14 protein-coding genes are annotated in these 12,648 nt (G+C 52.3%); 5 read left to right on the top strand and 9 right to left on the bottom strand.

What is annotated here, in order from left to right; all coding sequences use genetic code 11:
* Nucleotides 1-6: 6 nt before the first annotated feature.
* Together LG219_RS09410 and LG219_RS09415 are read right to left on the bottom strand one after the other, a co-directional pair.
* A complete protein-coding gene (locus tag LG219_RS09410; RefSeq protein WP_226764240.1) occupies nucleotides 7-774 on the bottom strand; it encodes a sporulation protein in 768 nt (255 codons plus the stop codon).
* A gap of 773 nt (nucleotides 775-1,547) precedes the next feature.
* Nucleotides 1,548-2,444, bottom strand: a complete 897-nt coding sequence (locus tag LG219_RS09415; RefSeq protein WP_226764241.1) for a cation diffusion facilitator family transporter — start codon at nucleotides 2,442-2,444, stop codon at nucleotides 1,548-1,550.
* Nucleotides 2,445-2,639: 195 nt separating this feature from the next.
* Between LG219_RS09415 and LG219_RS09420 the strand changes: the two genes are divergently transcribed.
* Nucleotides 2,640-2,963, top strand: a complete 324-nt coding sequence (locus tag LG219_RS09420) for a hypothetical protein (protein WP_226764242.1) — start codon at nucleotides 2,640-2,642, stop codon at nucleotides 2,961-2,963.
* Between the two features lie 38 nt (nucleotides 2,964-3,001).
* Here LG219_RS09420 and LG219_RS09425 read toward each other — a convergent pair whose 3' ends face one another.
* A complete protein-coding gene (locus LG219_RS09425) occupies nucleotides 3,002-4,276 on the bottom strand; it encodes a ferredoxin reductase family protein (RefSeq protein ID WP_226764243.1) in 1,275 nt (424 codons plus the stop codon).
* A 10-nt stretch (nucleotides 4,277-4,286) separates the two neighbouring features.
* Nucleotides 4,287-4,514 carry a hypothetical protein gene (locus tag LG219_RS09430; protein ID WP_226764244.1) on the bottom strand — a complete coding sequence of 76 codons (228 nt, stop codon included), beginning with the start codon at nucleotides 4,512-4,514 and terminating at the stop codon, nucleotides 4,287-4,289.
* Nucleotides 4,515-4,750: 236 nt separating this feature from the next.
* Here LG219_RS09430 and corA point away from each other — a divergent pair, with 236 nt between their 5' ends.
* The gene (corA, locus tag LG219_RS09435; protein WP_226764245.1) at nucleotides 4,751-5,713 is read left to right on the top strand and encodes a magnesium/cobalt transporter CorA; all 963 of its coding nucleotides are present in this window, start codon (nucleotides 4,751-4,753) and stop codon (nucleotides 5,711-5,713) included.
* 439 nt (nucleotides 5,714-6,152) lie between these two features.
* On the opposite strand, the gene LG219_RS09440 is transcribed toward corA, so the two are convergent.
* The gene (locus LG219_RS09440) at nucleotides 6,153-6,788 is read right to left on the bottom strand and encodes a TetR family transcriptional regulator (protein ID WP_226764246.1); all 636 of its coding nucleotides are present in this window, start codon (nucleotides 6,786-6,788) and stop codon (nucleotides 6,153-6,155) included.
* A 128-nt stretch (nucleotides 6,789-6,916) separates the two neighbouring features.
* Here LG219_RS09440 and LG219_RS09445 point away from each other — a divergent pair, with 128 nt between their 5' ends.
* A complete protein-coding gene (locus LG219_RS09445; protein ID WP_226764247.1) occupies nucleotides 6,917-8,275 on the top strand; it encodes an MATE family efflux transporter in 1,359 nt (452 codons plus the stop codon).
* A 292-nt stretch (nucleotides 8,276-8,567) separates the two neighbouring features.
* On the opposite strand, the gene aroG is transcribed toward LG219_RS09445, so the two are convergent.
* The 4 genes from aroG to LG219_RS09465 all read right to left on the bottom strand — a co-directional run bounded on the left by aroG (nucleotide 8,568) and on the right by LG219_RS09465 (nucleotide 11,091).
* The gene (aroG, locus tag LG219_RS09450) at nucleotides 8,568-9,626 is read right to left on the bottom strand and encodes a 3-deoxy-7-phosphoheptulonate synthase AroG (protein ID WP_226764248.1); all 1,059 of its coding nucleotides are present in this window, start codon (nucleotides 9,624-9,626) and stop codon (nucleotides 8,568-8,570) included.
* Nucleotides 9,627-9,805: 179 nt separating this feature from the next.
* Complete coding sequence (locus tag LG219_RS09455) at nucleotides 9,806-10,219, bottom strand: Fur family transcriptional regulator (protein ID WP_226764249.1); 414 nt, start codon at nucleotides 10,217-10,219, stop codon at nucleotides 9,806-9,808.
* Between the two features lies 1 nt (nucleotide 10,220).
* The gene (dksA, locus tag LG219_RS09460) at nucleotides 10,221-10,637 is read right to left on the bottom strand and encodes an RNA polymerase-binding protein DksA (RefSeq protein WP_226764250.1); all 417 of its coding nucleotides are present in this window, start codon (nucleotides 10,635-10,637) and stop codon (nucleotides 10,221-10,223) included.
* A 151-nt stretch (nucleotides 10,638-10,788) separates the two neighbouring features.
* A complete protein-coding gene (locus LG219_RS09465; protein ID WP_226764251.1) occupies nucleotides 10,789-11,091 on the bottom strand; it encodes a c-type cytochrome in 303 nt (100 codons plus the stop codon).
* A gap of 156 nt (nucleotides 11,092-11,247) precedes the next feature.
* On the opposite strand from LG219_RS09465, the gene LG219_RS09470 reads away from it, so the two are divergent.
* Both LG219_RS09470 and ruvC read left to right on the top strand, forming a co-directional pair.
* Nucleotides 11,248-12,090, top strand: a complete 843-nt coding sequence (locus LG219_RS09470; protein WP_226764252.1) for an energy transducer TonB — start codon at nucleotides 11,248-11,250, stop codon at nucleotides 12,088-12,090.
* Nucleotides 12,090-12,611 (top strand): crossover junction endodeoxyribonuclease RuvC, encoded by a 522-nt coding sequence (ruvC, locus tag LG219_RS09475; protein ID WP_226764253.1) that lies wholly within the window; start codon nucleotides 12,090-12,092, stop codon nucleotides 12,609-12,611. Before LG219_RS09470 ends, ruvC begins: the two co-directional genes overlap by 1 nt.
* The last annotated feature ends 37 nt before the right edge of the window (nucleotides 12,612-12,648 follow it).

The raw sequence follows: 12,648 nt of genomic DNA on the forward strand, positions 1-12,648 counted from the left end.
CGCCCCTTAGCTCAACATCATCCGTAAACGACCTTCCCAATCGACGTTTTGCCATTGCTGATCCATATGCATGCTGCAATAGCTGTCGCGGCGAAAGCTGCGGTCGGCTTCGATCAACACATACACGCCATCGGCGCGGCTAATGCAGGTGATTTCGACTTCTTTGATTCGCGAAAAGCCTTGTTGCATCGGGCGGAACTCAAATTCTTGGTAGCAGCCAATTGAGCTGGCCACTTGGCCGATGCGCGCAGTGCCGATTTCAACATCGCTGCTGACGTGGGCAAAGCCCAGATTGCCCATCGCAGCAATCAGGCGCTGCATTTGCGGCAGCGCTTGCACGTCGAGAAAATCGCGATCTTTGGCGTCAATGGCCGAGGCAATGGCCAAGTCGGTATGAATCCACACCGCCGCTTTGACATTGGGTGCATAGCCGTAGCCCGGTGTGGCTAAGGCGTAGGCGTTATTGACGGGGGTTTCCAGCGGTAAGGTCAAAGAAAACGGCAGTCGACGCTCGACACCTGCAGTGGCGATAAAGGTATTGGCGACGCGAAATTGGCCGATGTTTTGCGCTACGCGCACTTCGCTATCGCCGACTTTTTGTTCGGCTTCGGTCATTAGCACGAGGTCGACGTATTCAATCGCCTGATCGACGCTGCCGCCACGAATCAACACATAACCATTGAGCGTACTGCCGGGATAAACACTGGCGTTGTCGAGTACGGTATCCACCGTCGCGCCGCCCACACCTACGGCGGCAAACAATTTCTTGAACATCTGTCGCATCTCTATAAAAGCAGCCCGAATGGCCGCGCCAATAAGAGTAAGGCAGCGATGAAAGGTTCAACGGTTTTGGCGGTTGAGCGGGAAATATTATTGCGCCTGCTTAGACGGTGAAAGACGGTGATGAATGGCGGCTTGATTTGCTCAAAGCACAGTCAGCGAAGCGCAAGCACTGTACCGTGTACGGCGCAATAGCGTAGGGTGCTGAAAGCTACGCGAATCGCACTGTTGCGATGCTTATTTGCGGCTGATGCGGCGCAATTCGCTGTGCTCATTGACGCCCTACGGTATGAGGTATTTGAATATAGCCTTTGATTCTCAATGCTTTGCTGGCAATACATCGACGTTTTTTCTTGATCGTTGGTCTGGGGCTTGAGATCCCGTGTAAGCGCACCGAGTGCGGAGTGAGACGAACGGTTTTATCGTTTGGCTCGCGACAATCGAGGGAACCGCGGAGCGGGGCGTGTTCGGGTCGCCTTCTTTTGCTTACTTTTCTTGGCGAAGCAAGAAAAGTGAGTGCCGCGGGTCACACCCGCCGATCCCGCGTTAAAGAATCGCTGCGGCGTATTATTTAGATATCACCAAGCAGAACGGCAGCTTGGGCTGGAAAGCCCAACGGTTACCCCGCGATTGTTGGGCTGCACAGGCCTAGCCCAACTTACTCAAGTAACTCATTATCTGCTGCGATATGGTGCAATGCGCTAACGCTTATTGGCACCCTACAGCGGTCGTGATGTTGGCGTCTTGTGGCGGGTTACGCCTGCAGTTTATTTTTTGTCGACGGGGTCGATGTGGGTCATGACGTTAAGCACGTCGACGTGTTGGTTCAACACGCGTTGGCGGGCGAGGACGGCGATGTTGTGGCCTTGCTCTACGCTGATGCTGCGATCAACCTCAATATGCACGTCGACCAAGATTAAATCGCCCATTTTGCGGGTTTTGAGCGCATGAATGCCCAATACTTCGGGCGTTTCGCTCAGGGTTTGCTCAATGCCGCTAATGGTGGCGTCGTCGACGGCGCGATCCATTAAATCGTTCATCGCATCCCAAGCAAAGCGCCAGCCCATTTTGCCAACCATCAGGCCCACAATCATCGCGGCGATGGGGTCCAAAAAGTGATAACCGAGCAAATTGCCGCCAATGCCTAGCGCCACCACTAAAGACGATGCGGCATCCGAGCGGGCGTGCCATGCGTTGGCGACCAACATGCTGGAGCGAACGCGCTCGGCGACGGCGAGCATATAGCGAAACAGCAATTCTTTACTCAAGAGCGCGGCCAGCGCCACCCACAGCGCAATGCTTTTGACTGGGGCGATGGATTCGGGATGCTGGATTTTGCCCAGCGCCGACCACAACATGCCAATGCCCACCACCAACAGCAAGGTGCCCAGCACCAGCGAGGCGGCATTTTCATAGCGTTGATGGCCGTAATGATGGTCGGCGTCGGCGTCTTTTTGGCTGTGATGATTGGCAAATAGCACCACAAAATCGGCGATTAAGTCCGATAGCGAATGAATCGCGTCGGCGATCAAGGCTTGCGAATGCGCGAATACGCCAGCAAATAGCTGAATGGCGGTGAGCACCACATTCACCACCACGCTAATCCAAGTGCTGCGTTTGGCGGCGGCTTGTTTGTCGGCTGCGGCGATCTGGGTGTTGGGCATGGTCGATCCGGTGAGTGCGGCAAAGAGTACTGATTATACGGCTTTACGATCTGGTCAGTCTGTGAGGGGTCAAATTGGGTGATGTTCTTGCATTGTGGCTTTGCAAAGAATACGGTGGTATGAATCTTTTGCTTGATTGGGCTTTATTTTTCGCCTTCGCCGTAGAAATCCAACTTTTTGATGAAGGACATGCACATGCTAGAGGTACAACTGGCAAGTAATCGTTATCTGGAACGATTTTTTCAGCGCTTTAAGCAGCATGCTGCTGCAGTAAGGCTCAATATTGCGAATGAATTGCCTGAGATTATTTTGCATCGGCCAGACAAAATCAAAGCCGCATATCACTTAAAGCGATCGGGGCGGCTGATTTATGAATACAAAATTGTGCTGCCAAAAAATATTAATTTTCGTGCTGCGTATATCCAAAATGAGCACTGTATTTCGGTGTTTTTTATTTCGGATACCTTAATTAAGCATCAATTTGTGCGACAGCTGGCGGCGACGGATTTGGTGGATTGACCCGACTCGCGCCTTGGCTCAATGCCATTGGGGTTTGGCTAGCGCATGGCAAACACTTCATGGTGAAAGCGCGGTGCGCTGCCAAGCTGGCTTAAATGCTGGCAAATGGCTTGCCCTAGTCCGGCGGGGCCGCAATACCAGATGTCACTCAGTTGCTCGGCGTTGATTTGGCGAATGTCGAGTCTTTGTCCTGAATCGCTTTCGATTAAATGCAGCCGAATCTGCTTGCTGGCGCAGGCTTGGCGAACTTCATCGAGTCGTGCGGCGGCGCTGGCGCTGCTGACACAGTAATAAAAATCAATCGATTGCTGCTGAAAATCGGCGCTATCGAGCCAAGCCAAAAACGGTGTTACGCCAATGCCACCGGCAATCCACGCTTGCGCGCCAGTGCCTTGGCCATTAAAGCGACCATACGGGCCTTCCACCGTCATTGCTGCGCCAACCTGAAGTTTTTGCGCTAGCGTCTGGGTATAGTCACCTAGCCCTTTAATGATAAAGCGCAGCTCGCCATACCCATGGTCAGCAGCGGCAATGGTATACGGATGAGCGCCCTCGGCGGGGTCAAAACTCACCAGTGCAAACTGGCCAGCGGTATGCCCGGGCCAAGTATTGAGTTGGCAAGTGACGGCGAGCTGATTGGCGGCCAGTGGTTCGATGGCTTGAATGTGGCCTTGGTGTTGTTGGCGTTGGCCAATTTGGCCAAATAAGGCATACAGCGCGCACAGCGAGCCCGTCAGCAAGGCGGTCGCCATTAAAGCCCCCACCGGCGTCAGCCAAAATTCGCTCGGCATTAAAATCAGGCCATGAAATGCGCCCATTAAAAACAACGGGGCAAACAGCTTATGCACTTTGCGCCAATAGCGATAAGGCACGGCGCGCAGTAGCGCTAAAATCACCATCGCCAAAATCGCCCATGCCGCCCATTCACCGACGTCTTTGGCCCAATCTAGCAGCGGATCTTTGATTTTTGCGCCGCTGCGAATCCGTGGCGCGGCCCATTCCATGGCCATGACCAGTTTGGGGGATAACTTAATCAACCAATGCGCGGCGAGCAAAATCCCGGCGGTAATCCCGAGCTGCTTGTGCAGCGCATACATTTTATCCAGGCCATTGAGGGTGCTTTCTAACCATACCGGACGCACGGCCAACAGCATGGCGGCGGACATCACCGTCATCAATTGCACACCAGTGAGCAGCACCAGCTCATGCCGCCATTGCCAATAGCTAGCGGGGATGCCGTTTTGTAAGTAAGTGGTTGCGCAGTACAGTAACGTGCTGATGAGCAAAATCAGCGGAAGGGGCTTGTTATACATCTGGCGGTCCTCAAAATACGGTGGCGATCAATGGCTGGACGGCGGCTCGCCAGCCGCAAGGTCGAGACGGCGGCAAAGCGTGGTCTTGGCGCGAGCGAGTGGCGGGTGGTTGATCTGATGTATTGATGTCATCAGCCAAGGCGTTGCCCCAAGCATGGATTAAGCGCCGTGAAGATGAAGTGAAACTTAAGCGGCAGACTTTTCTTGCTGCGCAGCGGCGTTTTGCCTGCACCAGCATGACAACATACCGACGAATATCGGCAGTATCTATTGCCCTACTGATGGCCCAAATCAGCCGCCAGCGCGCCCAAATCGGGCCCTGATTTTGGGGTTCGCTTCAATAGACGCACTTTAGTGGCTTGGCTGGTACCAATGGATGCAATTTGTCATGTGCGGCGGACTAAATTGCCTGCTGTGCAGCCGCTGCGCGGCGTATAATCGGCGCGTTTGTTGCTTTCACCTTACAGGCTCATTATGCTCAACGCCTTTGTACTGTCTGCTGGTCGTTTAATCCAAGTGCCTGCCTTGGTGCCCGAGGATTTATCGCGCCCCGAAGTGTTGTGGGTCGATATGGTCGACCCCACTGACGACGAACGCGAATTGGTGCAAAAGGTGTTTAAGCTCGAATTGCCCGAGGACGAAGAAGTCAAAGACTTGGAAGAGTCGGCGCGCTGTTATGTTGATGAAAACGGCGTGCACATGAGCTCGTTTTTTCTATCGCACTCCGAAGACGAATACGCCAACGTCACAGTGTCGTTTTTGCTGAATCAAGGGCGCTTACTGACCATTCGCCAAGACGAGCTGGCGGTGTTTCGACTATTTCGCTTACGCGCGCGGGTTCAACCGGGCTTTGTCTCGACCGCGCAAGAGATTTTGCTGGCGATTTACGATGCCGCTGTCGAGTACGACGCCGATGTGCTCGAAGCAATCTATACCCAGCTCGATGGCGTAAGTCGCCGAGTGCTCGATCGCAGCGCCGAAATGACCGATGAAATCATGGGCCAAGCGCTGGCTGAGTTGGCTGGCCACGAAGACATTAACGGTAAAGTGCGCCTCGATTTAATGGACACGCGCCGTGCGCTGTCGTTTTTGCTGCGTAGCCGCGTGTTGGCCACCGCGCAAGAGGGCGATTTGCGCGAGGTGCTGCGCGATCTGGAGTCATTGAATAACCACAGCGCGTTTTTGTTCGACAAGATTAACTTCTTGATGGACGCGGTGATGGGTTTGATTAATCTGGCGCAAAATAAAATCATCAAGATTTTCTCGATTGCCAGCGTGGTGTTTCTACCGCCTACCTTAGTCGCGTCCATCTACGGCATGAATTTCGCCCACATGCCCGAGCTCGCCGAAAACTGGGGCTACCCCGCCGCCTTGGTGCTGATGGTCTTGTCTGGCATCTCACCGTATTGGTTCTTTAAGCGTAAGGGCTGGCTGTAGGTATATGGCTGCAGCCATTTTTGAATGTTGGCCACAAGCAAATACCCATACGATTAAGGCAATGTTCAGATTACGTGTTGATGGTTTTAAGTGCCTGCGGCACGGTTGTTTACAGTCGCAGTCCGCGACGGGGACCCTCTTTTCTTTGTCTCGCCAAAGAAAAGAGGGGAAAAGAAAGGCGACCCGAGCGCGCCTAGCTCCGCTGTGCCCTCGATCGATCGTGAGCCAAACGATAAAGCTGTTTGTCTCTCTCCTCACTCGGTGCGCTTGGACGGGTGTTTAAGCCCCAGACCGACGAGCGCGGCACGGCATCAAATCTGAAATCACCCGATGATAAAAGCCAGTTCAACTATGGATGTGCGCCCGTCGCGGACTGCGACTGTAAAACCACCGTGCCGCAGGCACTTAAAACCATCAACCCGTAATCTGAAACGCCAGACTAATCTGCGCTACGTTGTAAATGCGGGGCATTTTTTAGGCTGCTGACGGCATTGCGTAGCAGGCGTTCGCAATCGCTGGCGGCGGCGTTGGGGCGCTCGGGGTAAAAGTCTTGCAGCAAATCATACAAACCATCAAACACCGTATGCAGATACAGATTACTCAGCCGCAAATCGAGCGTATTGGGTAAGGCTTGCTGCGCGATGGCGCGGCGTAATAGCCGCAGGCTGTAGTGCATCGAGCGTTTGGTAATCAGATCGCGGTGCCGAATCAGCGGCATATTTTCTGCGCTGCGCTCGCAGCGGTAATACAAAATGCTAATCACTTTTTGAATCGAATCGGCTTGATTAAATAAATTCAGATAATACATGCCGGTTTGCACCAAGGCTTCCAGCGCGTCACTGCTGCTGGGCGTGAACTGCATTGCCGTGTGCGCCAGCATACGCTCGCTCATGGCTTTGCAAACATCGATTTTATTCGGGTAATGCCCATACACTGCGCCGCGTGATACTTGGGCGGCATTGGCTAGGTCGGCCATGGTGGTTTGGGCGATGCCTTGCTTAAAAAACACGTTTTCGGCGGCGTCTAAAATCGCATCACGGGTTTTTTGTGCGTCTGCTTTGGTTTTTCTGGCCATGATGACTCTGAATGAATGCCCCTTAATCAATCGGTAATTATTGCATGGATTTAATTAATCGTGGGTGACTGATTAAATGCTACGATGGCGGCTTTATTGACTTTGCACCGTGAGTGCATTGAGATTGTATGTCGTTACAAGCAAGAGCTGATTTGAATCAACTACCGGTCAATACGCAATTTTGGCGTTATGTTGTGCCTTCTATCGCGGGCATGTTGGTGGTGAGCTCGAATGTTTTAATCGACGGTATTTTTGTGGGCCGTTATGTTGGCGCGCATGCTTTGGCGGCAATTACGTTGGTTTATCCGATTGTGATGTTGCAGATCGGTTTAGGCGCGATGATCAGTATGGGCGCGGCAACGCGGATTTCGATTTTGCAAGGCGCGGGGCAAGTTGTGGCCGCCAAGCAAACATTGGCCAATACCTTGATTATGATTGCCCTATTGGGTATTGCTCTGCCCGCCATAGGCATCAGCCAGTTGGAGCATATACTGGTACTGCTGAACGCGGATAATGCCGCCGATGTGCTGCACGAAGCACGCGCTTATTTGCGCTTAATGCTGTGGGGCGGCGTGGTGAATATCGGCCAGATTGCGGCGATTTTTTTGATTCGCAATGATGGTCAGCCTAAATTAGCCACGCTATTGGTGGCGTTCAGTGCGCTGAGTAATATCGCGTTAAATTATCTATTTTTGGTGCACTTTCAGTTGGGCTTGGCCGGCGCGGCAATGGCCACGCTGCTGGTCGAGGGCTTTATCACGCTGGCTGGCTTGCTGTATTTTTTTAGCCCGCTGGCGCATTTACGCTTGGCGCTGGCCGATTTACGCGCCGATTGGGCGAGTATGCCGGCGATATTGGGGCTGGGGTTTTCCAGCTTATTAATGGAAGCCAATCTGGCGCTGTTGATGTTTGCCCATAATTATCAGCTGTTGGAATACGGCAAGGGCAACGATGTGGCGGCGTATGCGATTGCGGCTTATACCGAGGCGGTGTTTATTTTGCTAATTCACGGCTTGGCGATGGGAATGCAGCCCTTATTAAGCCATGCCACTGGTGCCAAAGACGCCGAACGCTTGGTGCAGATTTTGCGCTATGGCTTGCGGGTCAGTGTGGTCATTGGTGTGTGTTTATTGGCAACCGTGCAGTTGTTCCCAGCAACGATTGCTGCGCTATATGTTGGCAATGATCCAGTGTTAATCGCACTGGCGACAGATGCTTTGCGCTGGCATTTATTTGCCTTGCCGTTTGATGGCATTTTGATTGTGGGGGTGATTGCTTTGCAAGCGATGGCATTAACGCGCTTGGCGATGGTGGGTACCTTGGGTAAAACGCTACTGTTGATCCCGGCGCTCTGGCTGATGCCGCAATGGTGGGGCGTTACCGGCATTTATACCGCCTTGCCGCTGGTAAATATGCTGCTGGGTAGCATTATTGGCTTGGTGCTGTGGCAGCAGCTACGTCGGCTGCGAAAAACCGCGCTGGAATAATAAAAACCCGCCAACTGGAAATACAGTCACTTAACGACAAACCCTGAAACCCAACGCAGAGGCGCAGAGACGCGGAGGAAATTCAGGGTTTTTCGATTGAGCATTAAACCGCAAAAAACCGACGCAGAGGCACAGAGACGCAGAGCAAACCAGCGCAAAACATTAGCTAAAAATAGCCGTGTTTGCTACCGGCTTGAGTTCTGAATTGGTTTTTCTCTGCGCCTTTGCGTCTCTGCGTCAAAAAATTTTCTGCAGTGACCGGTGGCGATTTTTACGCTGCAATCAACGTCAATTAAGCCAAAGCACGGCGTTGGGCGACGGCGGCGGCTAGATCGCTGAGTACGGTTTCGGTGCTATCCCAGCCGATACAGGCATCGGTAATTGATTGACCGTAAGTGAGTTCTTTATCAGCGCCATCGTCTTGGCGACCTTCAACCAGATGACTTTCGATCATCACGCCAAAAATTGCGGCATTGCCAGCGGCCACTTGGGCGCAAGTGTCGGCGCAGACCACGCTTTGGCGGCGGTAGTCTTTGCTGCTATTGCCGTGGCTAAAGTCGATCATGATTTTAGCCGCTAAACCGGCTTTGCTGAGCTCTTCTGCTGCGGCGCGTACATGGCTTTCTTCGTAATTGGGCGCTTTACCGCCGCGCAAAATCACGTGGCAATCGGGATTGCCGCCAGTGCCAACAATCGCGGAATGACCGTATTTGGTGACCGACAAGAAATGATGTGGCTGACCGGCCGATTTAATCGCGTCAAAAGCAATTTTTAGATTGCCATCGGTGCCGTTTTTAAAGCCCACAGGGCAAGACAAGCCCGATGCCAGTTCGCGATGCACTTGTGATTCAGTGGTGCGTGCGCCAATCGCGCCCCAGCTCATTAAATCGGCCACGTATTGCGGCGTGATCATGTCGAGAAACTCACCGGCAGTCGGTAGACCGAGGTTGTTTAAATCAACCAATAATTTGCGCGCGATGCGTAAGCCTTCGTTGATATTAAAGCTGCCATTGAGAAAAGGATCGTTAATCAACCCTTTCCAGCCAACGGTGGTGCGCGGCTTTTCAAAATAAACGCGCATCACGATTTCAAGATGGTCTTTATATTGTTCGCGCAGTTTGACTAAGCGCTGACCATATTCAATCGCCGATTGGGTGTCGTGAATCGAGCAAGGGCCGACAATCACCAATAGGCGATCATCTTTGCTAGTCAGCATGTGATGAATCGCTTGGCGCGTTTCAAACACAGCGGTAGAAGCTCGCTCATTGACTGGATATTTTTCAATCACAGCCACTGGCGGTAGTAATTCTTTAATTTCGCGGATACGGACGTCGTCGGTTTGGTATTGCATGTGATCTTTCCCTGCCAGCGGCTGCCATGACGGCATTTATTCTTAGAAAAGACCTAGATTAAAGACTAATGCTAGTCAGTTCAAGGAAATATCTATTAAAGCCTGCAAAGGTGTTGCTTCATTAATTAGCCAATGAGCATAAACCATGGGCGGCAGTCGGCGGGGTTAGAGAGAGGGCCTTATTTTAAACAGCTGGCGCAGACGCCTTTGACGGTGATTTCAACGGCCTCGATTAAAAATTGTGGTGGAACAGTGAGGGATAAATCAGTGCTGACGTGCTCAAGGCAGTAAAAGCGTCCGCAGCGGGTGCATTGAAAATGCGCGTGTTGATGCGGTTTGGATGCGACCGAAAAACGCCAAACGCGATCGTCTCCGGCGAGTTTATGCGCCAAAGCCATATCGGTGAGCCAATCGAGTACGCGGTACACCGTGACTCGATCGGCATCGGGCTCGAGCGTGGCGAGTACATCTTGGTGCGACAACGGGCGCTGGGCGGTCAGTAGAACGGCCAAAATATTAACCCGCGCTGCGGTGACGCGCGCGCGGGTTTGTTTGATCAGTTCGCTCGCTTGCGCTTGCGCTGTCTCGTTCATTTTAATCTGCGTATTGCTTTTTCTGACGTTCGCGGCGTTCTTGCGCTTCAACGGTTAAAGACGCGGTTGGCCGAGCCAAGAGGCGCAATAGGCCAATCGGTTCGCCAGTGTCTTCACAGAAACCGTAGTTGTTGGCGTCAATATTGCGCAGCGTAGAGTCGATTTTCATGAGCAATTTGCGCTCACGATCACGGGTACGCAATTCAAGTGCGTATTCTTCTTCGAGTGTTGCGCGATCTGCCGGATCAGGCGTGGCTTCTTGTTCTTGCAAATGATTGGTGGTTTGTGTCGCGTTGGCGACCAATTCATCTTTCATTTGCACCAAACGCTCGCGGAAAAACTCGAGTTGGTCCGCATTCATATAATCATCTTCTGAACCTTTCCAGTTGATGATGTCTTGTTCTGTGAGCTTGGCCATGTTTCTTTCTCGCTTATCTGTAAACCATTACTGAGGTAATCGCTGCTGATCAGCGCTTACATATGATGAAACAGTAAATGGGGAAGCAGCTTAATCAACAACGCTTTGTTATGCAATACACCATTTATCACACTTTTGTTAATCCTTTCTCTTATTGCGCTAAAACCCAGCGAATGATAGTGCGTAAATCTTTGTCGTCGATTTGCTGGGCAGGCATCGGAATCGGTCCCCATTTGCCGCCTGGCAAGCCTTTGCGGACTTCAGCCATTAACATTGCTTCGGCGTCTTTTTGGCCTTTGTACTTGGCCGCGACGTCTTTATACGACGGGCCAACAATTTTTTTGTCGATAGAATGACACGCTAAACAGTTGTATTTTGCCGCCACTTTTGCGCCATCGTCAGCGGCGAGTACGGGGGTAGCGAGTAAGGCTGAAATGAATATGATGCGAAACATGATTAAATTCCTTATGAAAATAACTGTGCTCTTTATTCTACTCCGCTTCCTCTAAAGCAAGGGGTCTGCGTAAGCGACGTGTTGGCTGTGCTACACTCGCGCGGTTAAAGCTTGGGTTTAGATTAGGAATAGAAAATGGATCGGCGGGAGCGTTTTATGGCAATGGCCATTGGTTTTTCAATCATTGCGCATGCCTTTCCGATTTTTGGCATCCAATTTGTGATGCCCGATCCGCGGCAGTTTTTATCGCAACAGCCCTTGGATATTGTGCTGGTGAATCAAAAAACCAAAACTCGGCCAACCAAAACCGACGTTGAAGCGCAAGCCGATCTCGATGGTGGGGGCAATACCGATGCTGCCAATCATCGGGTGAAATCACCGTTGCCTGCCGATAGCCGCGTGCCATCGCCGGAGTTAGAGCAAATTGAAGCGCAGCAAAAACAGCTGGAAGCGCGCGCTGAGCAGCTATTAACCCAGCTAAAAAATAATCCTAGCTTGAGCAATGCCGGTAAAAATAGCCCCGATCAGCAGCAAGGTCAGGGGCAGGCGGCAGAAACGCGTAAGCAACAAGATCTAAAAATGGCCGGTTTAGCCGCGCAAATTGATAAGCAAAATCACGATTATCAAAGCAAACCGCGCAAGGCGTTTGTCGGCGCGCGCGCCAGACAAACCAGTGTGGCCATGTATATGGACGATTGGCGGCAAAGAATCGAGAAAGTCGGCACACTGGCTTATCCGGTCGACAGCCATGGCAATAAAATCTATGGCCAGCTGCGCGTTACCGTCGAAATTGCCGCCGATGGCCGTTTGCTGCACGCCGAGATTGATAAATCATCGGGCAATTCACAATTGGATGCTGCGGCATTACGGATTTTAAAAATGTCATCGCCGTTTAAAAAACTGCCGCCAGATATGCTCGATGCCGCCGGTAAACCCGCTCAAATTCTCGTGATTACCCGCACGTGGACGTTTGAGCGCCAAGCCACGTCGATAAACTAATGCGTATCCTCGGTATCGACCCCGGTTCGCGCACCACTGGTTTTGGCGTGATTGATGTGGTGGGACAAAATCGTATTTATGTGGCATCGGGCTGTATCAAAACCCAAGGCGGGCCGCTGCCCGAGCGGATTAAAATTATCCTCGACGGCATCGCCGAAATTATCCGCACCTACCAGCCCGATGAATCGGCGGTGGAGCAAGTGTTCGTCAACGTTAACCCTGCCGCCACCTTGATGCTCGGCCAAGCGCGCGGCGCAGCGGTGGCCGCCTTGGTGTTGGCTAACTTGCCGGTTGCTGACTACACCGCGCTGCAAGTCAAGCAGGCGGTGGTCGGCAATGGCCACGCCGATAAAGAACAAGTGGGCCTGATGGTGCAGCGGCATTTACGCCTCTCGGGCGTACCACAAGCCGACGCCGCCGACGCGCTCGGCGTCGCCCTCACTCACGCCCAACACAGCGGCGGCATCGCCAAAAAACTAATGGAACATCAACTTTCAATGAAACGCGGCCGCATGGCGTAGTGTGGGTATTGCTCGCTGAGGCATGGCTAATCATCAT

Source organism: Deefgea salmonis, assembly GCF_020531905.1.
Classification (GTDB): Bacteria; Pseudomonadota; Gammaproteobacteria; order Burkholderiales; family Chitinibacteraceae; genus Deefgea; species Deefgea salmonis.